This is a genomic window from Lacrimispora sp., from assembly GCF_036758025.1.
In the GTDB taxonomy this organism is placed as follows: domain Bacteria; phylum Bacillota; class Clostridia; order Lachnospirales; family Lachnospiraceae; genus Lacrimispora.
Map to the genome: position 1 here is coordinate 34,292 of NZ_DAIOXM010000012.1, position 25,497 is coordinate 59,788.

Genomic DNA, 25,497 nt, shown 5'->3' on the forward strand with positions numbered 1-25,497 from the left:
TCTAATAAATATAGCCCTGTGAAAAATCACAGGGCCAGTAATAATAGAAAAAAGTCAGAATACACCAATAATCAATACGATACCATTCTATTCTTATCTCTTTCTCTTATTATAAAATTCTTCTATCCGAAGCATTTCATTATATTTTGACGTCCACTCCCCTCTGCAGGGAGCGCCGAATTTCACATAGTCAGCTCCAACCGCAACCGCCATATCCGCAAGAAAGTCCTCTTCTGTTTCCCCGCGGTCACCGGAAATGATCACCTTACATCCAGCCTTTATGGCCTCTTCCACCATGTTAAGGGCATTGGAAACCGTTCCGGCTTCTTCCAGGCTGATCACGGCCCCATTGGCATGGGAATAGTCATGGGAGGCCATTAAGAACCTGTCCTTCAGCATTTTTATCATTTGGCACTGTCCTTCCGAATCTTCCTTCCATAACCCGTTAAAAATCCCGCAGATGGGAAATCTGTCGGTCAGCGTTAGATAATGAGAGATCATATCTTTTTGTTCTTTATTTATAGAAATCATAACTGATACATCAACTCCCGGCTTATGGCCGCTTAATTGAAATGCATCCATTAAGTACCCCAGTCCTTCTTCGGCATCTTTCATATCCGGCACAAAGCCGCCCTCTTTTCCCACCGAAGTGCTGTATCCGCTTATAGCCAAAAGCCGTTTTAAGCAATGATAAATTTCCGCTCCCATGCGCAATCCCCGGGAATAACTTTCTGCTCCATGAGGGACGATCATCAGTTCAGGAAAATCGGCCTCCATTTCTCCATCGCTTCCGCTTATCATAGTCATAACAGGAACCGGCATGACCGGCACAGAAGTTCCACCCAGATAGCGGTAAAGCGGAAGTCCAAGGCCTGCACCGGCAGCCCTTGCCGCAGCCATGGATACGGCCTGAACACTCTTCTTTCCCCTGTTTTCATCCTCTAAAGCCTGCAAAAGAATTCTGTCAATCCGCTCCTGGTCCAGAGCCTCTTCAAACAAAACAGCCTCTGAAAGCCGGTCATTGATATATTCCGACTCCCATTGCGCATCTCCCTGGTTTCCCAGTGAAACCATTGCCTTTCCGTGGGCGCCGTTTTCCAATATAACTTCCGCTTCAATTGCCGGATTAGCCTGTGAATCCCATACCATTCTGCCCGTTACTTTTATAATATCATGTTCGCCAAACATTTTTTGCCTCCCTGTTATTTCAAACATTTCTGCTTTAAGGATTGACGAGAAATGTACGGTTCATGCAGAAGAACCGCAAAAATATGCAGGTTAGGTAAGTTACAGACAAGAAAGCAGAGGTCTTGATACAACCTCTGCTTTCCTGGCTTAAAAAATTATGCTCTCAATTCAATTCCAAGCTTCTGCAATCCGTCCAGAATCTTCTTCATCACTGCAGCAACCTCCTGCTCTTCCAGGGTATGATCAGATGCACGGAAGATAATAGAATAAGCCACTGACTTATATCCTGCCACAATCTGGGAACCTTCATAAATATCGAACAGCTGATAGCTTTCCAGAAGCTTTCCGCCTCTCTGTTCAATAACTTCCTCAATCTGTCCAGCCAGAATATTCTTTGGAACCACCATACTGATATCTCTGGTAACAGCCGGATACTTGGCAATTCCACTATATTTCCGGTCAAAGCTGGTGAATGGAATCATAGATGGCATATCAATCACTGCCACATAAGTCTTCTCACCGATCTTATAATTATCAGCCACATCCGGATGAACCTCACCCAAATATCCTACGGTTACACCATCATATATAATATCTGCCTGTCTTCCCGGATGAAGGAAAGGCTTTTTACTATCTGGATCGTATTTTGCCTTTTTATTCATTCCTGCCTGACTAAAGAACTCTTCCACTACACCCTTCATGTCGAAGAAATCACCTTCTCCGTGCATTCCCAGAGTAAACTGCATCCTCTCATCAGGAAGCTCTGTCAAAGGAAGAGACTTTGGCAAATAAATATTTGCCAGCTCATAAAGGCGGGTGTTCTTATTCCGGCGGTTATAGTTGGTGGACAAGGAGGTGAGCATTCCATGAAGAGGTGAAGTCCTCATCACGCTGAAATCTTCTCCAAGGGGATTTAAAATGTTCACAGTCACACGAAGGGGGCTGTCCTCAGGAAGGAGAAGGCGGTCAAATACCTTAGGGCTTTCAAAGGAATACGTCATTCCCTGTGAAAATCCGCAGAATTCTGCAACTCTTCTGGCCAGCTGCTCTACTCTCAGCTTATAAGATAGTTTTCCTGTAGTTGCCTCTCCAGCTGGAAGAGATACAGGAATCTTATCATAGCCGTAGAATCTGGCGACTTCTTCCGCTATATCAGCCATACACTCCAAATCCTGACGGAAGGTTGGAATAATAAGATCACCAGAAGTCTGATCGTATCTCAGTTCCAATACCTTAAAGTACTCCAGCATAGTTTCAGGTGCTATGTCAGTTCCAAGAAGGCGGTTCATTTTCTCCGGCTCAAAAGGAACTCTTTTTTCTTCTCTCTTCTCTGGATAAACGTCAACGATGCCGCCTACCACTTCACCTGCACCCAGTTCTTCAATTAACTGGCAGGCACGGTTGATAGCTGCCTCTGCATTGTTAGGATCGAGGCCCTTTTCAAACTTACCGGAAGCATCTGTTCTCAAACCGACCTTTTTTGCGGAAAGACGGATATTGGTTCCTTCAAAGCAGGCGCTTTCAAATACCATAGTCTTCACATCATCTGTGATCTTGGAGTTTTCTCCGCCCATGATTCCAGCGATTCCCACCGCTTTTTCTCCGTCATTGATCATGAGAATGGTGCTGTCCAGCTTTCTTTCCTGTCCATCCAGAGTCTGGAAAACATCTCCATCTTTAGCCCGTTTTACAACGATTTCATGATTAGCCAGTAAATCATAGTCAAAGGCATGCATAGGCTGTCCGTACTCTTCCATCACGTAGTTGGTAATATCCACGATGTTATTAATCGGACGGATTCCGCAGGCAGCAAGACGTCTCTGCATCCATACAGGAGAAGGAGCAATCTTAATATTCTTTACCATTCTGGCACAGTAACGTGGGCAAAGATCGTTATCTTCTACTGTTACCTTTAAATAATCGTCAACACTTTCTCCATTGCCTGTAGCAGTCACAACAGGAGGAATAAATGGCTTGCGGAAGGTTGCTGCAGCTTCCCTTGCCAGCCCGATAACGCTGTAGCAGTCCACACGGTTAGAAGTAATCTCGTATTCAAAAACTGTGTCACGAAGACCCAGCAGCTCAACAGCATCAGCTCCAACCGGTGCATTCTCAGGCAGAATGTAAATTCCGTTTTCCGGAGCATCAGGATACATCTCTGCGGAGCAGCCCAGTTCTTCGATAGAACACATCATACCGAAGGACTCAATTCCTCTTAATTTGCCTTTTTTGATCTTAATTCCATTTTCCGGAAGGGGACCGCCGTCATGACCGCCAGCTACCTTTCCTCCGTCTAAAACAACAGGAACCTTATCTCCAACTTTTACATTGGGAGCACCTGTTACGATCTGTACAGTCTCGGTACCTACATCAACCTGACATACGATCAGCTTATCTGCATCCGGATGACCTTCAATAGACAGAATATGTCCAACTACGATTTTCTCTAAATTTTTATCCAGGCATTCATAACCCTCAACCTTTGACCCGGCAAGAGTCATGGCATCTGTATATTCCTGTGCTGTTACGTCCAACTCCGGAACGTACGCTTTAATCCATGATAATGGTGTGTTCATTGATTTCTCTCCCTTTCTGTTCTTAGAACTGCTTTAAGAATCTGATGTCATTTTCGTATAACAATCTCATGTCATCAATCTCATATTTCAACAAGGCAATTCGCTCCAGTCCAACACCGAAAGCAAAGCCGGAGTATTCATTGGGATCAATTCCACTCATAGCCAGCACGTTAGGATGAACCATTCCGCAGCCTAAAATCTCAATCCAGCCAGATCCCTTACAGAAACGGCATCCGCTTCCGCCGCATTTAAAGCAGGTCACATCCACCTCTGCACTTGGCTCTGTAAATGGGAAATGATGAGGACGGAATTTTACCTTTGTTTCCGGTCCGAACAGTTCTTTAGCAAACTCAGCCAGGGTTCCCTTTAAATCTGCAAAAGTAATGTTCTTGTCAATGACCAGTCCCTCGATCTGATGGAAAGAAGGGGAATGGGTCGCATCCACTTCATCAGAACGGAACACACGGCCCGGGGCCAGCATTCTGATAGGCAGATTTCCCTTTTCCATGGCTCTGATCTGAACCGGAGAGGTCTGGCTTCTTAAAACGATATTTTCACTGATGTAAAATGTATCCTGCTCATCTCTTGCAGGATGATTCTTAGGAATATTCAAACGCTCAAAGTTGTAGGCATCGTACTCCACTTCCGGGCCTTCCATTACTTCATAGCCCATTCCCACGAAAATCCGCTCTACCTCTTCCAAGGCAATGGTATTTGGATGGGTATGGCCCGCATGATTTCTTTTAGCCGGAAGAGTTACGTCAATAACCTCTTTTTTCATTTGCTCTTCTCTGGCTTTTCTCATGAGGGAGGTCATAGTCTCTTCTAATTTTTCTTCCAAAAGGGTACGGACATCATTTACCATCTGTCCGATCTTCGGCCTATCCTCCGGGCTGACATCTTTAAGGCTCTTTAATACAGTGGTCAGCTCACCTTTTTTTCCAAGATAAGCAACCTTGATGTCGTTGAGTTTTTCCAAGGCATCTGAAGCTTCAATTCTGCTTAATGCTTCCTGTTTGATTTTCTCTAATTGGTCTTTCATCATGCTCTCCTTCTTTTTCTTACATTTCTGTTTTCACAAAAAAAGCTCCGCCCCAAAAAGGGACGAAGCTATATTCGCGGTACCACCCTGATTCCTGTGTAATACACAGGCACTCGGTATACGTAACGTGTATGGACGTCATGATCTACACGCCGGAAAATGCCAAACGGGCTTTACCGGTTTCAACCATGCTGCTTCGGTGGGAAATTCAATCTCTTAACTGAACTTAAAAGGGCTTACAGCCGGCGGCCCCTTCTCTCTGGAAGAAAATAAGGATCTACTTACACCTTCATCGCATTTCATGTTTTTTATTGTAATATTCGTTATCATTGTAATAATGGAAACCCAAAATGTCAAGGGTTAATTTACCTGATCTCATTTTAAAAGGAAATAAACTGCTGCAATAACCACTACAAGTACAATAATAGAGACAATGGTGGAGGTATGGGATTTCTCATTGTTCTGGACTTTTACATATCTGTAATCATCATCATTATAGCGCCGTTTCTGCTTTTCCGTCTCTTCTTTTGTTATCTTTCCGCCTCTAAAAGGCTGGTCGTCTGATTTTTGCAGCTTCTTTTCAATTCTCATACGAAGAAGAACTTCTTCGTCTACTATCTGATTACAACTAGGACAATAAATAGTGTTATTACCTTCGGAAATCTGTTTCCCGCAGTGTGGGCATGTTCTCATAATTTGTCCGGTACTGTGCCTGGGCAGTTCCCTTTTCCTCCCTTCCTGAATCAATTATATTATACTATAATTACTTAGGGGTTTCAAGTAACTCTTGTATCCATAATGTCATGCCGACAACTAAAAAGCTCCGTCAAACGACGGAACTTTAACAGTGCCATATTAAAAAACCTTGCATTTATAGTGCTATGTAAATTTTATTTTTCCGCCAAAGTGATAGTTCCTTTTGCGTCAGATAAATCCGGAATTGCTCCCATCATCTGGCCGTAAAGCTCGTCCATCTTTCCTTTGGTAAGCATTCCGCAAAAATATCTGTATAAATCAGGAAACGACTTGTCTTCTTTTTCTTTATTCATCATCAACAAATCTCCTTTCCTCTGTCATATACTGATCTGGTTTTTGCTTCTCCTTTTCCGAACAAAACTACAGTCTTTCTGATATGCGTCAGGCAGTTGAGCCAGTCCATCCGCCTTTGAAACGGACAGTTGAACATAAGCATCAGCAGTTTGTCTCCAACAAGATAAATGGTAAGCACATTATACAGGTTTTCATCCAAGGCACTGCTTATAAATTCCAGCCACGCGAAAGGAATGGGAGCCTGAGGCTCAGAACCTATTTCCAGACAAACACTCATAGGCTGGAAACGCTTTAAAACATGGTGAAAATCATTGATGACTGCCTCCAGGTCCTCAGCATCAATCTTCTGGTCTATCATATTAAATGAAAAGTCCACTGTTCCTTCCCTATTGGTCTTTATAATGCTTGGACGCTGCTCAGAAAAATACTTTTTCCTCGCTTCTTCTGGTTCCATGTCATCAAATCCAACAGGAAGCATGATTCCAACTTGATTATCAAACAACAGTACCTCTTGAAACTGTACTAATTCGCCTTCTACATAGATGCCTGTTTCAATACTTGTAAAACGATTGAGTTTTTCAATACGTTCCGCCCCCATTATCTTTTCATCATTAATCATACCTTCACCTGCTTCATATAAGCTTCATAATTAAGTAACCTTGTTGTCGTGTGTTTTTTCTCTCCACCTAATTCACATTCTGCTCTGAATAATAAGGATGATAAGTGCTTCTATAGCAAGGAGAAGCTTCGGAAGAACAATACGCTTTCCAGGAGGCTTTTTTTCCTGCTCATAGGTAAACCTTGGTACGAGAACGAGTTTTTCCCGTAATATCCCGTATTTTACAACCCTGTCATCCTCCCGAAATATCAAGGTGCCAAGCATTTCCTGACACTTTTGCAGACAGCGGGATTTATTCCAAAAGTGCAGGCTGCTGTGAAGAATATCTGTGTCAATCTCATAATTCCTGATGTCCTCAAAGCCATCTTCTCTGCGAATACTGCAAGTGGCCCTGTATTGATAATAACTTTCATTTTGTCTCGTTCTCTTCACTTTTTATCATCCTTTCACACTCGAATTTTGCCCCTGATACCTATAATTACATTCTACATCTTTCAAATTTAATTTCAACACAAGTTCCAAAATTGTACATCTTAGGTTCCAAAATTTGCATCCACTATCTGAATTTTTGGTATTTCAGCAAAAATCAGATAGGAGAAACCATTGGGACTTATAATATAAAACAAAAAAATCCCCGAGATTCAATGAAATTTTTCACTAAATTTTCGGAAATTTGAAAACTTTTATTTCAGTTAAAAAGCATCCCCTTGAGAAAAGCTAGTCCGCTCTTCCCCAGGGATGCCCTACTGTCTGACTTCAATTTTGTGCGCATTGCTATTTTTTCCTTGACGGTTCTTTAGTTCTCCATATACCATTACAATAGATAAAATGATATGGCTAATTGCAATAATCAAACTAATATCTGAATTGGAAAACCAGAAAATCATGCCAATCACTGCTTCAATTAACCATATGTATCGACTCATCTTTCTATATCGAATAGTCTCTTTTTCATCCAAGGGCTTATTCTTAGCGGAAACTGGCGCAAGCCAAATAATCAATATTCCGGTAGTAACAAAGCTTATGGGTGATAGTATACTGGAAAGCGGACTCCCCTTCATTAATTTTACGATGATACAAACAGCAATAATTAATAAGGCTGAGATAATCATACAACGGCCATTTGTCTTTGCATGATGTCCACCACAAAAAGACCTCAAAGGAATATAACTGACAAGAAAAACAAAAACTGCAATTGGTTCATGCATTACAATCGCTATAATGACTGCAAAAAAAATGTTTATAACCTGATTAAGTAAACTTTCATATGCATATTGATATAACACACGATCCTTGCTATCCAAAACACTTTTCTGAATCTGCCAGTTAACAATATTTTGCGACAGCCGTTTAACCATTAGAACTTCCTAAGCATTTTTGCTTCTTCAGGAACTTCTGGCTGATGCTGGATCCAAACACAAGTTACATTAATGGTGTAAGCAGCAATTAATAATGCACAGGCGTTCATAACCTTTACCATGGATACTTTAGCTCTCAAGCTATTTAATAATTGTTTCATAAGTACATCCTCCTTTTTTTTCATCATACACTTAAATCAGACAAATTTCAACAGGGATGCCAAAATTATACACTTTAACTTCCAAAATTTGCACTTTATTCTCTTGCATATGTCGAAATAGCAAGTGTTGTGATAAAAAAGTCTTCCTTTTCTTCCAGGTTTAAAGTACCACCATACTTTTCAGCAAGGTTCGCTACTATTCCTATTCCCAAGCCATGACCCTTTGAGTTTGCTTTTGTCGATAGGAAACGTTCTCCTTCACGCTTAACTGCTACAGCATAACTATTTTCTATATAAAATATCAAAAAATAATTATTTCCTTTAAAAATCTTAATATTTACTTTTCGGTTTTCATGACTGCATCTCCCTGCAGCTTCAAGTGCATTGTCTAAAAGATTACCAAACATGGAAATCATATCTGCATCCGAAATAAAATCAACCTTTAAAAACTTTTCAACAAAAATCGTAAGCTGGATTCCTTTTTCTTTTGCTGTTAATACACGTTCTGATAAAATTGCATTTAGAACAGGATGTCCACTATATATTACACCACTGGTCTTTTCCTGAATTTCCCCCTTAAGTTCATCAATAATTTCAACTATTTTATTGTTCTCTCCGCTTGCTGCAAGCATCCGAAAACTATTAAAATAAGTATGGATATCATGCATATAACGCTGATAATCTTCGTTAAGTTTCAGTATATTTTGTAAGTGTTCCTCCTCCATATGTCTTTTCACATTAGATAGCTCTGCATACTTTATTTTATTCATTGCATCTGTGTATCTAGCTAAAATAATAAAGATTACAACGTTAGTAAAGAAAAGTGAAAACGATCCGCCACACATAGCTATTTGAGTAATTAAGGATTCCGGAAATTCTATATGTAAAAAGCTCACTGAAACCATTAAGGATAAAATTGGAACAATGAGTAAATACCATGAGAAAGTATTATGAACACCGATTTCCAGTTTCTTTATATATTTTTCTATAAACAACAAGAGAAGAAAACTTGCAAAATATTGAATCAGTAAGAGATATATCCCTCCCGAAGCATACCATGGCGAAATGTAAACAGGTAAAACACGTAGCAAAAAACGATATAAAAGTTCAAAAGACAGTTCTCTGCTTCCTGCAAATGCAAAATAAATGATAGTATAAGCTATACTATTACTTTTGGAAATATTGAACAGCGTTCTTACATATGCATAATATAATAATGGCATTGTAAAAAAATTTAACGCTATACTTCCTAAACTGTTTTCAAAAAATATAATACCTGTTGTAGCTATACTAATTATAACATGCTTCTTCTCCAATTTTTTTGTAAACATTGCAGAGAAAAAGCGGTACAGCATATAAACATCCATTCCACAAAAGAATATACGGCTTATTGACAACAAATCATTTTCCATTATAATTCGCCTTCCTTGTATTTGGATAACATAAACTCTTGCTTCAGTTTATTAAATTCCACTGCCTTACTTCGCGTAATGGGGAATACGTAATCCACGCCTTTTAACTTTACAGCCTTGCCCGTACAGTAAACAAGGTATTTAAAGTTAATTAGAAAGCTGTCATGAGGATAGCCGAATCCATAAACCATCAATTTTTCATAAATGGTTTCCAGCTTTTCCTGAATGCGTATATCCGGAAGCTGGCCGCTGTCATCTGCCTTGATTCCGTAAATCTTAATGGCATTATCCGAAATATGTACTCTTGTATTCTTCTTATATTTCTCAATATATACAATATCATCGGCCTTCAAAAACAGCATTTCCCTGTTTACACTGGCTTTCATCAGAGGAGCCTGGCTAAATTCTATCATCCTTCTTAAGGCATCATTTATATAGCGGTCCATCACATTAACCGTCATATTCTTCATAATATACCGATAGGGCTGAACCTCAAAGCTGCGGGGAGATGGTTCTACAAATCCGGTATTGAACACCAAAATCACATTATTATCCACCTCACGAATACGGATTGCAGTTTCCTCCCCGCTCAGTTCTCCCATCTGAATATCCAGAAAAATAATTGAGAATCTGATACTTTTAATGGCATTAAGCAGACTCTTACCGCAGTCGTATTCATGGATTCTCATAGATTCCGGCTCCGGCATGTTCTTTTCAATTCGTTCAATTAATAATTTCCTGTCTAGTGCGTTATCATCGCAAACAGCAATTTCAAACATAAATCCACCGCCCTCTTGTGCATTATCTTTAGTAAGTATACTTTAAACAGCAAACTGGCTGTTATATAACTGTGCATAAAACCCATTCTTTAAAAGCAAACCTTCATGGGTTCCCTGTTCAACAATATTCCCGTCACGCATAACCAGAATCACATCGGCTTCCTTGATGGTAGAAAGCCGATGAGCCACAATAAAGCTGGTCCGGCCTTCCATCATTTTTGTAAATGCCTTCTGTATCCTTATTTCAGTTCTGGTATCAATAGAAGAAGTAGCTTCATCAAGAATCAGCATAGGAGGGGTACAGAGCATAACCCTGGCAATGCATAAAAGCTGCTTCTGTCCCTGGGATAAATTTCCGCCGTCCTCCGATATAATCGTATCATACCCATTGGGCATACGTTCAATAAAGCTGTGGGCATAGGCACCTTTGGCGGCCAAAATGATTTCTTCTTCCGCAGCATCAGGCTTTCCATAGGCAATATTTTCCCGTATGGTCCCTGATTTCAGCCATGTTTCTTGCAAAACCATACCGTAAGAGGCCCGCAGGCTTTCCCTTGTAATATGGCGGATATCGGTTCCTTCTACCTGGATGCTGCCGGAATCCACATCATAAAAGCGCATGAGAAGGTTGATCACCGTACTCTTTCCGCATCCCGTAGGGCCTACGATGGCAACTCTCTGCCCTGGCCGGACCTTCAGATTCATATTTTCAATCAACGTCACTTTAGGATCATAGGAAAAGCTCACATTTTCCAGAACAACCTCTCCCTCTGCATCATACAGAATTCTGGCATCGGCTGCATCGGGGACCTGGGCTTTTTCATCAATCAGTTCAAACACACGGGCCGCAGAAGCCAAAGCATTCTGCAGTTCTGTGATCACTCCCGATATCTCATTAAAAGGCTTTGTATACTGGTTGGCATAGCTTAAAAATCCGGAAAGCTGGCCCACAGTCAGGACTCCGTAAACAGCCCCCACAGCCCCAGCAATACCTACGCTGGCATAAACCAGACTATTTACAAACCGGGTGGCAGGATTTGTGATGGAGGAAAAAAAGGTAGCCTTCAGTCCCCATATACGAAGATCCTCATTGATCCTTCCAAACTTTTCCTGTGCCTCCGCTTCATAACCAAATGCCTGGACTACCTTCTGGTTTCCCAGCATTTCATCCACAAGGGAGGTCATCTCTCCTCTTGCCTGAGACTGCTTCTGAAACATGCGGTAAGTTCTTTTCGCCACAAAGCTGGCTACAAATAAGGACACTGGTGTCACAAGAACCACCACGATAGCTATGGCCGGATTGATATAAAACATAAAAATCAACGTTCCCACAATGGTTAGAACTCCGGTGAAAAGCTGGGTAAAGCCCAATAATATTCCGTCAGAAAACTGGTCAATATCTGCAATAATCCGGCTGATCATATCCCCATGGCTATGAGAATCGATGTATTTAAGGGGAAGCACCTCCAGTTTGCCAAATGCCTGAGTTCTGATATCCTTCACCACCTGATAGGTAATCTGGTTGTTGATATGGCTCATGAGCCACTGAGACGCCGCCGTAATCCCGATGATCACTCCGATCTGCACCAGGATTTTCCACATCCCCGTAAAATCCACCTCGCCCGGACCCAAGATGCAGTCAATGGCACGGCCAGTCAGGATAGGGATATACAGACTCAAAAGCACAGTAATAAAGGCACATGCCAAAGAGGCGAAAACGCCCCATTTGTACCTGCCTATTGCTCCAAGGATTCGTTTTACCGTGGATTTTTGTTTTTTCATATCCATGCTACTGGGCCTCCTTTTCTGACAACTGGGAAAGGCATATTTCCCGGTATACCTCACAGGAATCAAAAAGCTCTTTGTGGGTTCCAAGCCCCGCCATCTGTCCGTCTTCCAAAACTACAATGGAGTCGGCATTCTTAATGGTAGAAGCCCTTTGTGATACAAGAAATACCGTCATGTCTTCGGTGCTTTCCCTGATGGCCTTTCTCAATCTGGCATCTGTGGCAAAATCCAGGGCAGAAGCGCTGTCATCCATAATGAGTATCTGAGGATTTCTCACCAAAGCCCTGGCTATGGTCAGCCTTTGCCGCTGTCCGCCGGATAGGTTCTTTCCGCCCGCCTGGATCATAAGCTCCAGACCTTCTCCCTTTTCATCTACAAAATCCCTGGCCTGAGCAATTTCAAGGGCACGGAATATTTCCTCATCCGTGGCATCCTTTTTGCCCCATTGCATGTTTTCCCGAATACTTCCTTTAAAAAGCACCGCCTTTTGAGGAACTACACCGATCTGCTCGCGAAGCTGCTTAAAGGGATAATTCTTCACATCATTTCCCCCCACTTCAACAGACCCGGCTGTTGCATCATAAAAGCGGGGAATTAAATTCACCAAAGTGGATTTACCGGAACCTGTTCCGCCTATGATTCCTATGGTCTGTCCTTTCATGGCCTGGAAGGAAATTCCCTTAAGAGCCGGAGCCTTGGCGCCTTCATAGGTGAAGTCCATATGGTCAAACTCCACTTTGGGTGCTTCAGGCTTTTCTTCTGTCAATACGTGGACGCTCTCTGTAATTCCGGGTTCCACATCTAACACAGAGCTGATCCGGTTGGCACAGGCCAATGCCTTGGAAACCGTAATAATTAAGTTTGCCAGCTTGATCAGTTCGATCAGAATCTGGGACATATAATTAACAAGGGCTACAACCTCTCCCTGAGTGATGATTCCATTTTCCACCTGAACCGCCCCAGTCTGAATGAGAACGATAAGCCCCAGGTTGACGATCACATAAGTCATGGGATTCATCAAAGCGGATATCTTTCCCACAAAAACCTGCAGCCTTACTAAAAGGCTGTTTTCCTGGTCAAACCTCTGGATTTCATTATTCTGACGGTTAAATGCACGGATCACCCGGACCCCGGCCAAATTTTCCCTGACTGCCAAGAGAACCGTTTCCAGCTGCTTCTGCACCTTTTTGTATAAAGGCATACTAATGAGCATAATTCCAAATACCACGGCAGAAAGGGCAGGTATGACAACAGCAAATATCACAGCCGCCCTGGCGTTGATGGTAAAAGCCATAATCATTGCGCCAAAGACAACGAAGGGAGAACGGAGAAACAAACGCAGGAATAGGTTCACTCCCGACTGAACCTGATTGGCATCACTGGTTATGCGGGTGATCAAAGTTGCTGTTCCAATGGTGTCAATTTCCCGGTAAGAAAGCCGGTTAATATGGGCAAATAAATCATTTCTTAAGGAAGCTCCAACCCCGACCGTAGCTTTTGCCGCAAAATACTGGGCTGTAATGGAACACACAAGCCCTATAATGCCAAGCAGTACCAATAAGCCTCCCATTTTCAGAATAAAAGGGATATCATTTCTCCTGATGCCCACATCAATGACCTGGGCCATAACAAGAGGAACCATCAGTTCAAATCCAGCTTCCAAAAGCTTAAACAGGGGACCCAGTATGCTTTCCAGTTTATAGTTTTTCAGATGCTTCAGAAGCTTCTTCATTCCAATCTCCTCCGCTTTTGAATAGTCATATAATTACGAACAATAAGACCGCTTTATTTATTCTAAAAGTTATATCCTGTTTTGTCAATCTTATCCTGATATGCAATGCCTTGATATTTTTTTTGTCCCATGGTAATATGCTACTTAATATAGCTTATGAGAAGTTGATTTTTAACTTCTCATAAAAGGTGCTGCTTTTAGCACCATCCATCCGATTATGAAAACTTGTTTTCATAATATAGCTTACGAGAAGCTGCTTTTAGCACCATTTTATGGCCTTGTCCTGAGAAGTGCATATTCGGGACAGGAGAAAGGTTGTTTTATGATCAGGTTGTTACTAAAATGCGGGCAGGTGATCAAAAAATTTGCCCGGGATGAGATGACTGTATATGCGGCGCAGGCGTCTTTTTTTATCATTATTGCAGCATTTCCTTTTATCATGCTTTTAATGACCTTAATTCAGCTCACCCCGCATATTACCAAAGCCAGCCTGCTCCAGCTTCTGATTGCAATCATTCCCAGCAATTTAAAAATGGACAGTATTATTGTAACGGTGATTGATAATCTTTATACCAATTCCCCGGTAACCATGCTTTCTATAACAGCAATCACCGCCCTGTGGTCTGCCTCCAAAGGGATGTTAAGTATTGAGAGAGGTTTAAACAGAGTGTTCGGCCAGGAGAAAAGACGCAATTACTTTGTGACCCGGGTAATCTGTGCCGGTTACACCATTGTGTTCATGGTTATTTCTATCCTGACACTGATTCTTCTGGTTTTGGGAAGCTCCATTCAAAGCTTTATGAACCGCCACTTTCCCATTCTGGCGGAGATCACCCAGTACGTTCTGGCCTTCCGCACTATGTTTATTTTCATCATGACTATGTGCTTTGCTGTCCTTTACACCTACGTTCCGTCAAAGAAACAGTCTTTCCGAAAGCAGCTTCCGGGCGCTGGATTTTCAACCCTGGGCTGGATTTGTTTTTCCTTTGGGTTTTCTATTTATTTCACTCACTTCAACAGCTTTTCCGTTATGTACGGAAGCCTTACTGCCATTGTGCTGATGATGCTTTGGCTTTATGCCTGTATCTGTATCCTCTTTTTGGGGGCTGAAATAAACTATTATTACTCCGAAGACTGGAAGGAACATGACCACACATAAAAAGAGCCAGAGGGTAAATGGGTTTAGAACCTTGTACCTCTGGCTTTTTTATATAAAATTTAAGAAAACAGAGGAGTGGACAAATACCTGTCTCCTGTATCAGGAAGCAGAACCACAATTCTTTTTCCTGCATATTCCGGTCTTTTTGCAACCTCCCTGGCAGCCCGCACGGCCGCAGAAGAAGAAATTCCCACCAGAATGCCTTCTGTCTGAGCGAGTTCTTTTCCGGTTTCGTAAGCCTCTCCATTTTCAATGGTGATGATTTCATCGTAAATACCGGTATTGAGGATAGAAGGAACAAATCCTGCTCCAATTCCCTGTATTCCGTGAGGGCCTGGCTTTCCTCCTGAGAGGATGGGGGAACCTGACGGCTCCACAGCAATCACCCTGATATCAGGATTCTTTTCCTTTAAGTACTCTCCTGCTCCGGTTATGGTTCCTCCGGTTCCCACGCCTGCAATAAACACATCAATATTGCCATCGGTATCTCTCCAGATTTCCGGTCCTGTTGTCTCACGGTGGGCCTTAGGATTGGACATATTGTCAAACTGGCCCAGAATAACGGAGCCTTCGATTTCCTGGTTCAGTTCCTCCGCCTTTGCAATAGCGCCTTTCATGCCTTTAAAGCCTTCTGTCAAAACGATTTCCGCACCATATGCCTTTAAAAGACTGCGCCGTTCCACGCTCATGGTTTCCGGCATAATAAGAATAGCCCGGTATCCTTTTACAGCGGCAATGCTGGCAATTCCAATTCCCGTATTTCCGGATGTGGGCTCTATGATGGTGGCCCCGGGCTTTAAAATTCCGGCTTTTTCCGCTTCCTCAATCATGAAAAGGGCAGCTCTGTCCTTTACACTTCCAGCGGGATTAAAGCTTTCCAGCTTTGCAACAATGGAAGCGGACAGGCCGTGCTTTCTTGCGTAATTGCCCAGCTCCATCATGGGAGTATTGCCAATCAGTTCCAGAGCGCTTTTTTTGATGTTGTCCATACTTATCCTCTCCTCTGAGTACATATTTTCCTATGACAATTCATACAGCTTTCCGTACTTTTCCTTTAGGTACTGAATGAAATAATCCGGTGTAAAATCTTCCCCTGTAATATCCTTTAATATCTGACGGCTGGTTTTCAGCTTTCCGAACCTGTGGATGTTTTCCCGAAGATATTGGCATATCACTTCCACTTTTCCGTTCTTAAGCAGCTCGTCAAAATCCATCTCTTTTTTCATATGGCTGTATATCTGGGCTCCAAAGGCATTTCCTAAGGCATAGGATGGAAAATATCCGAACAGGCCCTGTGACCAGTGAATATCCTGAAGCACTCCTTCGGAAGGACTTTCCGGACGAATTCCCAGATATTCCTCATATTTGTCGGCCCATATTTCCGGAAGCTTTTCCAAATCAATGTCTTCCTCCACAATCATCTTTTCGATTTCATAGCGAATCATAATGTGAAGGCTGTAGGTCAATTCATCAGCCTCAATCCGGATCAGACCCGGCTCCACTTTGTTGATTGCCTCCACAAATTGTTCTCTGGAAACCTTTCCAAGCTGTTTTGGAAAAAGCTCCTGTAATTTCTCATAAAGAGGCACCCAAAAGGCCGGACTTCGCCCGATGATATTTTCCAGAAAACGGGATTGTGATTCATGGACACCCATAGAGGAACCCTGTCCTACCGGGGTCTGGGTCAGCTCATCGGAAACTCCCAACTCATAAATTCCGTGACCTGCTTCATGGATGACAGAAAAGATTGAACTGTCCACGTGATCTCCATAATGGGTGGTAATTCTCACATCGTGATTGTGAAGGTTGGTGGTAAAGGGATGGGCGCTTTCTGCCAGCACACCCTTTTCAAAGTCAAAGCCCACATACTCCGCAAGATATCTGGCCAGTTCTCTCTGCTTTTCTGACCGATAATCTCCCTTTAAAAAAGAAGCGTCAATCTTTCTTCCATTCTCCATAATCTCTTTTAAAAGAGGTACGATTTCTTCTTTCAGCTTACCGAAAAATTCATCCAGAAGCTCCATATTAAAGCCTTTTTCATTCTCATCCAGCATGACGTCATACAGGTTCTGATCTTCTTTTTTGCGGTAAGATGCAAACTTTTTCTTAAAACCGATTACTTTTTCAAGGGTGGGGGCAAAGTCCTCGAATTTCCCATCCTTTCTTGCCTTTGACCAGATTCTGGCGGATTCGGCTATCAACTGGGCATTTTCCCGGTATTCTTTTGCAGGAACGCACACCAGTTCTTCTCTGGCTTCCCGGGCCTCCCGGACAATGGCCTGCTCTATGTCAGTCAGTCCATCCTCTTTTTCACAGGCAGCGATGGCCTCTCCCATCTCATCTCCCGTCATGACGTTGTAATATTCCTGGGAGAGAACTCCCACCACTCTTGACGTGTAGGACCCGGCTCCTTCCGGCGCAAGGGTTTCATTATCCCATTCAAACATGATGAGAGCTGTTTGAAGGGCCATAGTTTTTTCCAGCAAAGCTGACAATGTTTCATATGATTGATTCATAAATTTATTTCTCCTTTTTCTCAATCGGAAAGGGACGCTCATACAGAGTGTCCCCAAACCCGGTAAAAAAATACTTTTGAAGAAAGTCCTCTTATTTCTCAGAACCAAAAATAGAAGCTTCTTTTATATCAAGTTTTTTCAGCCAATCCCTGATCTTTTCTTCCTGATAGGATTCTGAGGAAAAATCCTTCAGGCTCATGTCAATGGAAATGTCTGTTTTCATGGTTGCCAGAGTCTTGGAGAGCAAAGCAGCCTTTTCACCGCACAGCTCCTCTTCACTTTCCTTTGTCATGGCTTTATAAGGAGAACGGCTGATGCCAAGCTCATTTTTCCAGAAATCCTGCAGTTCCTTTAAGGACTTTTTATCCGCTTCTGCCTCTCGAATGGAACGGTAAATCTCTTCCACAGTTCCGTATTCTCTCAAAAGAAGAGGTGCCGCACTGCTGACACCCTTAACTCCCGGAATGTTATCGGAAGAATCTCCCTGAATTCCTTTTAAATCTGCAATCTGCTCCGGTCTGACACCTTCCTCCCGAAACACAGTGGCTGCAGTATATTCAAAAACCTTTTCGGGAAGATTGATATCTTTTTTGTTCACGCCGTAAAAAGAATAGTACTTCTTATAAAGGTCATCGGCTTTCTCCTGCTTGGTCTGAACCATCCAGGCACGGACATTGTGTTCATCGTTCACCAACTGGAGATAGTCATGGTCCTTTGTCATCAGAATAATAGAAGTCTCTTCCCTGAATTTCATGACCAGGCTTCCGGCGTAATCATCGGCTTCATACTCCTCGCTTAAAAGTACCTGAAAGCCTGCACTTTTAAGGATTTCTTCTATTAATATGAACTGATTGATGAGAGGTTCCGGAGTCACTCCTCTGGTTCCTTTATATTCCGCATACAGCTCTCTCCGGAAGGTATCTCTGGTTTTATCAAACACAAAGGCAATATACTCCGGCTTCTGCTTTTTCATCAAAGAGACCACCATTTTCAGCATACCGAAGATGGCATTGGTATAGGTGCCATCCTTGGCGTGGAGGATTTTGTCATAATGCTTCTGTTTTTCCTCCTCTGTCTTTGCAAACATGATTTCTCTTGGTAAAACAGCGTAATAGCAGGTTGACAGCATGGAAGAACCGTCAACGATTATGAATTTTCTATCCGACATGTGTTTCTCCATTCTTCAAGTGAAGTAATTCTGTAGTTCTGTCTCATTTTTTGCACCCAGGCGCTTCATAATTTCTCTTTTTTCCTGACCGGACAATCCCTTCCACAGCTTTTGGACCCTTGGATCTCCAAAGCCCGCATAGGGAATTCCGTTTTTCTCGCATTCATAAGATGATAAATAATGATTGATGGCGCTCCATTCCACATAAAACGCATTGATGCTGCGGCTCAAAGAGCTTCCCTTTGCCATGTCAATTCCTCCCTTTCGCCTCTGGCTCACCGAACAGCCGAGGCTTCGTCTGCGCTGCGTTTTTTATTCCAAATCTGGACTTCTCCTTCATAGCCTTTAAAAACCTTTTCTAAAATTCCCTGTACGACTTCCCAATCTCCCCCTGCATTGCTGCAGCCAATCATATATGGAAAAGCTATCTTTTCCTGCTTATCCCGTGCATCGGCAAAATCACGGATCTCCTGGACAGCCTGTTCCAGGGCCCTATAATCAGTATAAACCTTATCTTTTCCATAATCGTCCTGTCCGTATAGATTGGCGATCAAAAACCACCGTCCATCCTTTTGAACAGGCTGTGCGGAAACACGCCCTAAAAGATCCCGGGTTCTTCCATCCGCCTGCTCCTGCCACTGCTTTGTCAGAAGCTTGTAGGTCTTTTCCACCTCCGGAAATAGCTTCCGGATCTGCCCATCAAGGCCCTTTTCAAATACCCCTTTGCAGTTTACCTGATGGCAGATAATGTCCGCATCAGAGGTAAAAATATCTCCGTTGTAATATTTCAGCATAATCCACCCTCCAAATATGTCTGTCTCAATGGACAGGTACCGTTTACCTGTTCATTATAACCTGAATTTCCTGTTATTCCTAGCATGTTTATGAAGTTTTAAGATTTTTTCCCAACCATGCACAAAAGGAGCCTGACCCGGCCCCTTTCTTATGCTTCAGAAATACTTTTTATTGCCCCACAAATTGCTCTTCTTTAAATCCAGATACTCATTGTACGCTTTTTCCAATATCTGTTTTTCATTGGAAAACTTCAAAAGATGATACGCTTCATGGAACTTGTAGTATCCCGAATCAATAAAATATTCTTCCCGTTGTGGTTTACTGTAATAGCTGTCGGCCATCATGAGATACCAGTGCACATCCTTTTCGACCATATCCTGGGGTGTATTAAAAGAGTACTGGCTTTTACCAATGTATTTGATAATGGACGCACTGACTCCCGTCTCCTCCTTCACTTCCCGGAGTGCCGTTTCTTTATACTCTTCACCCGCTTCTACTGTTCCCTTCGGCAAAACCCAACCTTCATACTTGTTCTTGTAATTCTTATACAAAACCAGAATTTTACCTCGAAAAATAACCACACCGCCACAGCTCGTTGCTTCTATCATTGCAATTCCTCCAGAGTGTAACCGTCTCTCCCTGATGGGAGTCCGGTTTTGGTGTGTCTCACAGACTGGCTTTAGTATACCTCTTTTTGAACTCATATGCAATATTATTCTTTTTAAGTTTCCGCCTGTGTAAATTGAAAGAATATAATATCAAGCCATTCCGTACATTGCCGGAACCATCCCGCCACATGCGCATCTGCATACCTTTCTTTTTGAGGTTCTTCCACTTCTTTTGTTGCAAGCGACAGCCCATGCACTCCATAAGGATAGATATGCAGTTCAAAAGGAACCCCTTTTGCAGCCAAACTGTTGGCAAACATCAGCGTATTCTGCACTGCCACCTCACTGTCAGCAGCCGTATGCCATAGAAAAACAGGAGGAGTCTGCCTATGGACATAATTTTCCAGGCTGAAATAAGATGACTTTTCCCCTTTTGCAAGGGCATTTATACTCTCCTGATTGGCATATTGTCCGGCTGTAATAACCGGATAGCACAAGATCAGCCCGTCCGGGCGAATCCGGGCCTGCTCTTTTTTTGCAAATACAGCATCATCATTCCAGTGTACCCCAAGACTTGCTGCCACATGGCCTCCGGCAGAAAAACCGCAAATAACCACCGGCTTATGCGGGCAGTGTTTTCTCACCCTTTCCACGGCTCCTGCTGCCTGACAAAGCGGTATGGTTCCCAGTATCTCTCCGTGGTCTGAGACTGAATAATACAAAATCCACGGCTTCCATCCTTGCCCGGCAAATGCTTTGGCCACTGGCAGGGCTTCCCGCGGGGAATGCCATTTATATGCTCCGCCCGGGCAGATAATGATATTTCCTTTCCACTGTTCCTCTGCCAGACAGATGTCCGGGATTATTTCTTCCAACATGATTCTTTGCTCCAATTCCTTCACCTTTTCTTTTTTCATAAAAAACGGCTGCCGCATCAGTCACCTGGTATGCAACAGCCCATTTTCAATCTTTATTTTCTATCTACGTGAAATCCGAAGAATTCATTGGCATTGTTAAAACACACATCTTCAATTACCTGTTTCAAGGCTTCCTCACCGGAGAAATATTCTCCTCTGTCCACAAGCTCTCCTAAGTAATTGCACAATACCCGGCGGTACAGTTCATGACGCGGATAGGAAATAAAGCTGCGGCTGTCTGTCAGCATTCCGACGGACAAACTGACCGGATACAGACTTGCACACGCCTCAAACTGCCTCTGAATGCCATATGCCTGATCATTGAACCACCACGGTGCGCCCAACTGCACCTTTGCTTTGACTCCATTGTCACAAAAGCCGGCCGCAAGAATAGCCCACGTCTCAATTTTGCTCCCGTCAAGAGGGTAAAGAATGGTCTTAGGAAGCTCACCTGCCATGGTCAAACGGTTCAGCAGTTCTCCCACACTTGTTACAGAGCATTGGTCATCTGTGCAGTCAAAACCTGTGGAATGTCCGGTCCGGTCCACGCCGGATGTGTTGGCATCTAAGTAGGTGCCGATATGAAGCTGCATGACATATCCGGTTCTGCTGTATCTGCGCCCCATTTCATAAAGGAAGGCACTTTGGTACTGATCTTTCTCATGGTCACTGACCGTCTGATTTTTTCTTGCCTTTTCAAAGATAGTTTCAATTTCCGTGTCCGTATAATCCGCCCATGTGAAATGGGGAATTCCGTCATCGCTGACCGTAGTTCCGGTTGTCTCCTGAAAGAAACGCAGCCTTGCTTCCAGCGCATCCAGCATGGTTTCAAAGGAAATAACGGAAACGCCGGACACATCTGCGAGCTGGTCTAAATAGGCTGAAAAAGTATCCTGTGAAAGAAACATGGCTTTATCAGGACGAAAAGCAGTGACGACTCTGGAAAACATCTTTTCTTTCTTTAATGCAATATGATACCGCAGATCGTCAACCGGATCCTCTGTCGTACTGACCAGCTTTACATTAGAGTGCTCCATGCACCAGCGCCGGGTCATATGTTCCCTGCTTATCATCGCTTTTGTTTTCTGATAGATTTCTTCTGCATTTTCCTCAGACAACGCCTCGTCAATTCCGAAATAACGCTTCAATTCCAGGGCACACCATATATAGATCGGGTTCCCGGCCAATTTGGGAAGAATGGATGCAAAAGCCAGATATTTATCATGATAATCAGCATCCCCTGTTATGTATTTTTCATCGATCCCAAAGGTACGCATGGCACGCCATTTATAGTGATCGCCCCTCAGCCACATTTCGCCTAAATCCTCAAATTCCTTATTTTCATATATTTCAGATGGCTGTAAATGGCAGTGATAGTCTATAATAGGGAGTTTCTCTGCATATTTGTGATACAGCTCCCTTCCTGTTTTGCTTGTAAGATACAGTTCCTCATCAAATGTTGTATTCATTTTTATTTTCCTTCTTTTAAAATCCAATCAGTGCGCCGCCATCTACCGGTATACAGCTGCCGCTGATATAGCGGGCTGCATCGCTGCAAAGGAAGGCTGCACACATGCCCACATCCATAGGATCTCCCACAGTCTTTGCCGGAATTCTGCCCATAATTTTCGCAAGGCGGGGCGGATCATTGTCAACCGCTTTATGAAACATGGGCGTATCAATCCAGCCTGGCGCAATGGCATTAACCGTTACTCCAAATTCTGCAAGCTCGGCCGTCAATGTGTGAATCATTCCAAGGAAGCCTGCTTTTGCAGTAGCATAGCCTGCTACCTGAGGCTGACCGATGTAGCTGGTCATGCTGGCCTGAAATATAATGCGGCCCCTCCCCTGGTCCTTCAGATAAGGAACAACGGCCTTTGTTATTGCAAAGGAACCAATTAAGTGTACCTCAAGAACGCTCCTGTAGTCCTCCACCGTCATGTCCCAGATATATTTCTTGCAATGGTTGCCTGCATTATTAATCAGGATATCGATGCGTCCATGGTCAGACACAATTTTATCCACCAGCTCCGGGGTATGGGCCGTATCCGTAATATCAAACTGATAGAAAACAGCTCTGTCCCCAAATTCCCTTAAGGTCTCTTCTGCCTGTTCCGGCGGCATTGAGCTCACAGCACATACCTTTGCACCTGCGCTGACAAGGCAGCGTGTAATGGCAAGGCCAAGGCCTGTTGCGCCTCCTGTTACGATTGCAACCTGTCCGGAAAGATCATACCAGTTTTTAATATTAAAATTTTTCATTTCTTTTTCCGTAAATGCAGCCATCTCTTTTCTCCTGTTATACTTGTGGTTTATACGGCTTCTTCACACGATTTCTTCCGTAATAACTGTTTTTCCTGATATTTATAAGGAATATAGAATTCTCTGTGACCCAGCGCCTCGCTTTTTGTCAGTATTCCGGAAGCGGTTGCCGCAACATATTCCGCCAGCCTCTCTGCCATCTCATCCTGACTCTGTTCACCGCTTAAGACAGGGCCTGCATCGAAATCCATATCTTCCTGCATTCTCTGAAAAGTCTCATGGTTTCCGGTAATCTTTATACAGGGCGCAACTGCGCTTCCTACGACACTGCCCCGTCCTGTTACAAGTAATACAATGTGAGCGCCGCAGCTTACCAGATCCATCAGACCTTCATTGTCATTGGGATTGGTAATCCCAAACTGCATCCAATGGGGATCGGGGGTGGAATCCAAAAGCCATAGACCACTGTAAAGCGGAGGCTGCGAAACCTTTATGACTCCCTGAATCGGCCTGGTTCCGCTTTTAATTACGGCTCCCATGCTCTTTTCTTCAATTGTGGAAAGCCCTCCTGCAAAATTACCCGGACTGACCGAATACTGCCGGACCGATTTGCAGTAATCCAGCGCCTTGTCATAGGTAAGCCGGATTTCTTCTGCTGCTCTTTTGTCTGCTCCGCGTCCTATGAGAAGCTGGTCAAGTCCGATCGCTTCCACGATTTCCTCAAAAATTGCCGTACCGCCTAAATCTACCAGCTTATCAAAAAAACGGCCAACAACAACATTACCGGCAAGACCGCTGGTATAGTCACTGCCCCCGCACTCCGCACCGATGACTAAGTCCTTCATGCCCATTTCCACACGGGGAACTGCCTGCAGCTCTTCTAATGCTCCGGATATCCAGGCCACACCTTTTTCTATGGCTGGTCTGGTTCCGCCCTCCTGCTGTATAAACATCCAATGGGAAGGTTTCCCCTCTTTTTCTGCAATCTCTGCCAGCCATTCCGGTTGTATGTACTCGCATCCCAGCCCGACAGCCAGAACAGCACCCACATTGGGATGGCGGATCAGGCTGATCAGCATATCCACAGCATACTGATTGTCAGTACATCCGTCAAAGCCTGCCAGCTCCACTTCTGGGTGGTCCGACTTTTCTACAATTTTCTGGGCAACAAACTCCGAACATTTTACTGTATATATTACCAGCACTCTGTTGCGGATACCTGGTGCTCCGTTTTTCCTCTGGTAGCCTTTCCATAATAAATCAGCCTGTTTCATCCCGTCTTCCTCATTCATATCTTGTATCCTTAGGCGCACCTGTTTTCACATCCAAATGACCCGATCTCTCGTCATAAATACTCTGTATCACATGTAAGTGAACCCAGCTTCCCTTTGGGATATTTGCAGTCGCACGTCCGATTGCAACTCCATATTTTACGATTTTCTCGCCTGACACAATATCCCGCAGAGCGATCTTATGGCCTGCAGGAATATCCGTAACAGCTGCAATCATTTCTTCCTCATAGTCGCCGGTCAGCTTTACCGGCTCATCCGCTTTCGCCTCTGCCAGCACAGTCGCCACATTATCCTGCAAATCAATCTGAAATGCCGTTATCTCTGTTTTCATATTAACCCTCTGCTTTGGCAATTACAGAATGCCGAATTTTTCAAACGCCTCTGTCGCCGTCATTCCGCTCTCAATTGCCTTGCGTACCGTCTTTTCTCCGGCAGCCTTGACCAGCGCCTTTTCAATCACCTCATCTTTGATATCCCTGGGAATGATCAAAACTCCGTCTATGTCACCGAACACAAGGTCTCCGTCATGAATCGTCACCTGTCCGATTTCAATTGTACAGCGGTAATCACACACATACGTCCGGACAGAAGAGTCCTGAGCCCAGCACTGTGTGCAGAACACTGGGAAGTTCTGTTCCAGGACCTGAGGCGTATCTCTGCTGTATCCATCCAGTACAGCCCCCACTGCTCCCCTGGCTTTTGCAGTTGCAGTAAGCAGCTCGCCCCAGAGCGCACTGTGATGGGCGCCGGTGGCGATATAAACGTCATTGGGCTTTAACTGGTCCAGGGCTTCCGTTAAATATCCAAAAGGCTTTTTCGGACTTTCAAATACATCATTTTCCAAAACTGTACAGGCATACCCGGCCACCTTCAGCCTGTTGTCCGGCTGGCTGCGGTCAATGTACGCATCAGCCGGCACCAGCGCCTCCAGAGGCCGTATTCCGGCCGGAAGGAACTGATGTTTATAGCCCATCTGGTCGAGAATATCGCCCACAACAGGCGTGTAAAGCTTTTCTTTCATCAGTGCAAATAATTCTTCATCATTTTTCCATTGCGCCATATCAAATACCTCTCT

General features: G+C 43.6%; 26 protein-coding genes and 1 other annotated feature. Of the genes, 1 reads left to right on the forward strand and 25 read right to left on the reverse strand.

Translation table 11 applies throughout. The features are described from left to right. Nucleotides 1–93: 93 nt before the first annotated feature. The 13 genes from eno to V7M78_RS11615 form a co-directional block, all read right to left on the reverse strand. Complete coding sequence (gene eno, locus V7M78_RS11555) at nt 94–1,188, reverse strand: phosphopyruvate hydratase (RefSeq protein ID WP_333649624.1); 1,095 nt, start codon at nt 1,186–1,188, stop codon at nt 94–96. Nucleotides 1,189–1,343: 155 nt separating this feature from the next. Beyond that, a complete protein-coding gene (gene pheT, locus V7M78_RS11560) occupies nt 1,344–3,764 on the reverse strand; it encodes a phenylalanine--tRNA ligase subunit beta (protein WP_333649626.1) in 2,421 nt (806 codons plus the stop codon). A gap of 22 nt (nt 3,765–3,786) precedes the next feature. Further along, nucleotides 3,787–4,806, reverse strand: a complete 1,020-nt coding sequence (pheS, locus tag V7M78_RS11565) for a phenylalanine--tRNA ligase subunit alpha (protein WP_333649813.1) — start codon at nt 4,804–4,806, stop codon at nt 3,787–3,789. 55 nt (nt 4,807–4,861) lie between these two features. Further along, nucleotides 4,862–5,108, reverse strand: a binding site (T-box leader). 73 nt (nt 5,109–5,181) lie between these two features. Further along, nucleotides 5,182–5,397 (reverse strand): hypothetical protein, encoded by a 216-nt coding sequence (locus V7M78_RS11570; RefSeq protein ID WP_333649628.1) that lies wholly within the window; start codon nt 5,395–5,397, stop codon nt 5,182–5,184. A 299-nt stretch (nt 5,398–5,696) separates the two neighbouring features. Next, on the reverse strand, nt 5,697–5,858 hold the full coding sequence (locus V7M78_RS11575) for a hypothetical protein (RefSeq protein ID WP_333649630.1): 162 nt from the start codon (nt 5,856–5,858) through the stop codon (nt 5,697–5,699). Then, on the reverse strand, nt 5,858–6,475 hold the full coding sequence (locus V7M78_RS11580; protein ID WP_333649632.1) for a hypothetical protein: 618 nt from the start codon (nt 6,473–6,475) through the stop codon (nt 5,858–5,860). Before V7M78_RS11580 ends, V7M78_RS11575 begins: the two co-directional genes overlap by 1 nt. Before the next feature lie 72 nt (nt 6,476–6,547). Then, on the reverse strand, nt 6,548–6,907 hold the full coding sequence (locus V7M78_RS11585; protein WP_333649634.1) for a hypothetical protein: 360 nt from the start codon (nt 6,905–6,907) through the stop codon (nt 6,548–6,550). 311 nt (nt 6,908–7,218) lie between these two features. Next, a complete protein-coding gene (locus V7M78_RS11590; RefSeq protein WP_333649636.1) occupies nt 7,219–7,833 on the reverse strand; it encodes an accessory gene regulator B family protein in 615 nt (204 codons plus the stop codon). Beyond that, on the reverse strand, nt 7,833–7,994 hold the full coding sequence (locus V7M78_RS11595; RefSeq protein ID WP_333649638.1) for a cyclic lactone autoinducer peptide: 162 nt from the start codon (nt 7,992–7,994) through the stop codon (nt 7,833–7,835). Before V7M78_RS11595 ends, V7M78_RS11590 begins: the two co-directional genes overlap by 1 nt. Before the next feature lie 95 nt (nt 7,995–8,089). Next, on the reverse strand, nt 8,090–9,406 hold the full coding sequence (locus tag V7M78_RS11600; protein WP_333649640.1) for a sensor histidine kinase: 1,317 nt from the start codon (nt 9,404–9,406) through the stop codon (nt 8,090–8,092). Further along, the gene (locus V7M78_RS11605) at nt 9,406–10,185 is read right to left on the reverse strand and encodes a LytR/AlgR family response regulator transcription factor (RefSeq protein ID WP_333649642.1); all 780 of its coding nucleotides are present in this window, start codon (nt 10,183–10,185) and stop codon (nt 9,406–9,408) included. The genes V7M78_RS11600 and V7M78_RS11605 overlap by 1 nt, the downstream gene beginning before the upstream one ends. A 42-nt stretch (nt 10,186–10,227) precedes the next feature. After that, nucleotides 10,228–11,973: an ABC transporter ATP-binding protein gene (locus V7M78_RS11610; RefSeq protein ID WP_442914648.1), complete on the reverse strand. Its 1,746-nt coding sequence runs from the start codon at nt 11,971–11,973 to the stop codon at nt 10,228–10,230. Between the two features lies 1 nt (nt 11,974). Then, nucleotides 11,975–13,705, reverse strand: a complete 1,731-nt coding sequence (locus tag V7M78_RS11615) for an ABC transporter ATP-binding protein (RefSeq protein ID WP_333649644.1) — start codon at nt 13,703–13,705, stop codon at nt 11,975–11,977. A gap of 322 nt (nt 13,706–14,027) precedes the next feature. On the opposite strand from V7M78_RS11615, the gene V7M78_RS11620 reads away from it, so the two are divergent. Continuing rightward, a complete protein-coding gene (locus V7M78_RS11620) occupies nt 14,028–14,864 on the forward strand; it encodes a YihY/virulence factor BrkB family protein (protein WP_333649646.1) in 837 nt (278 codons plus the stop codon). 59 nt (nt 14,865–14,923) lie between these two features. On the opposite strand, the gene cysK is transcribed toward V7M78_RS11620, so the two are convergent. The 12 genes from cysK to V7M78_RS11680 form a co-directional block, all read right to left on the reverse strand. Continuing rightward, nucleotides 14,924–15,853, reverse strand: coding sequence for a cysteine synthase A (cysK, locus tag V7M78_RS11625; RefSeq protein WP_333649648.1), 930 nt, complete (start codon nt 15,851–15,853; stop codon nt 14,924–14,926). 30 nt (nt 15,854–15,883) lie between these two features. Then, nucleotides 15,884–17,380, reverse strand: coding sequence for a carboxypeptidase M32 (locus tag V7M78_RS11630; protein ID WP_333649650.1), 1,497 nt, complete (start codon nt 17,378–17,380; stop codon nt 15,884–15,886). A 91-nt stretch (nt 17,381–17,471) separates the two neighbouring features. Beyond that, on the reverse strand, nt 17,472–18,548 hold the full coding sequence (locus V7M78_RS11635) for a 5'-3' exonuclease (protein ID WP_333649652.1): 1,077 nt from the start codon (nt 18,546–18,548) through the stop codon (nt 17,472–17,474). Nucleotides 18,549–18,563: 15 nt separating this feature from the next. Further along, a complete protein-coding gene (locus V7M78_RS11640) occupies nt 18,564–18,797 on the reverse strand; it encodes a hypothetical protein (protein WP_333649654.1) in 234 nt (77 codons plus the stop codon). A 26-nt stretch (nt 18,798–18,823) separates the two neighbouring features. Further along, nucleotides 18,824–19,342: an appr-1-p processing gene (locus V7M78_RS11645; protein WP_333649656.1), complete on the reverse strand. Its 519-nt coding sequence runs from the start codon at nt 19,340–19,342 to the stop codon at nt 18,824–18,826. 156 nt (nt 19,343–19,498) lie between these two features. Further along, nucleotides 19,499–19,951: an NUDIX hydrolase gene (locus tag V7M78_RS11650; RefSeq protein WP_002603763.1), complete on the reverse strand. Its 453-nt coding sequence runs from the start codon at nt 19,949–19,951 to the stop codon at nt 19,499–19,501. Nucleotides 19,952–20,064: 113 nt separating this feature from the next. Next, nucleotides 20,065–20,868 carry an alpha/beta hydrolase gene (locus tag V7M78_RS11655; protein WP_333649658.1) on the reverse strand — a complete coding sequence of 268 codons (804 nt, stop codon included), beginning with the start codon at nt 20,866–20,868 and terminating at the stop codon, nt 20,065–20,067. Between the two features lie 53 nt (nt 20,869–20,921). Beyond that, nucleotides 20,922–22,337: a glucuronate isomerase gene (uxaC, locus tag V7M78_RS11660; protein WP_333649660.1), complete on the reverse strand. Its 1,416-nt coding sequence runs from the start codon at nt 22,335–22,337 to the stop codon at nt 20,922–20,924. 16 nt (nt 22,338–22,353) lie between these two features. Next, complete coding sequence (locus tag V7M78_RS11665) at nt 22,354–23,154, reverse strand: SDR family NAD(P)-dependent oxidoreductase (protein ID WP_333649662.1); 801 nt, start codon at nt 23,152–23,154, stop codon at nt 22,354–22,356. 26 nt (nt 23,155–23,180) lie between these two features. Further along, nucleotides 23,181–24,422 carry a UxaA family hydrolase gene (locus V7M78_RS11670; protein ID WP_333649664.1) on the reverse strand — a complete coding sequence of 414 codons (1,242 nt, stop codon included), beginning with the start codon at nt 24,420–24,422 and terminating at the stop codon, nt 23,181–23,183. After that, on the reverse strand, nt 24,415–24,753 hold the full coding sequence (locus V7M78_RS11675; protein WP_333649666.1) for a UxaA family hydrolase: 339 nt from the start codon (nt 24,751–24,753) through the stop codon (nt 24,415–24,417). Before V7M78_RS11675 ends, V7M78_RS11670 begins: the two co-directional genes overlap by 8 nt. Nucleotides 24,754–24,774: 21 nt before the next feature. Beyond that, nucleotides 24,775–25,482 carry an RraA family protein gene (locus tag V7M78_RS11680; protein WP_333649668.1) on the reverse strand — a complete coding sequence of 236 codons (708 nt, stop codon included), beginning with the start codon at nt 25,480–25,482 and terminating at the stop codon, nt 24,775–24,777. Between the last annotated feature and the right edge of the window lie 15 nt (nt 25,483–25,497).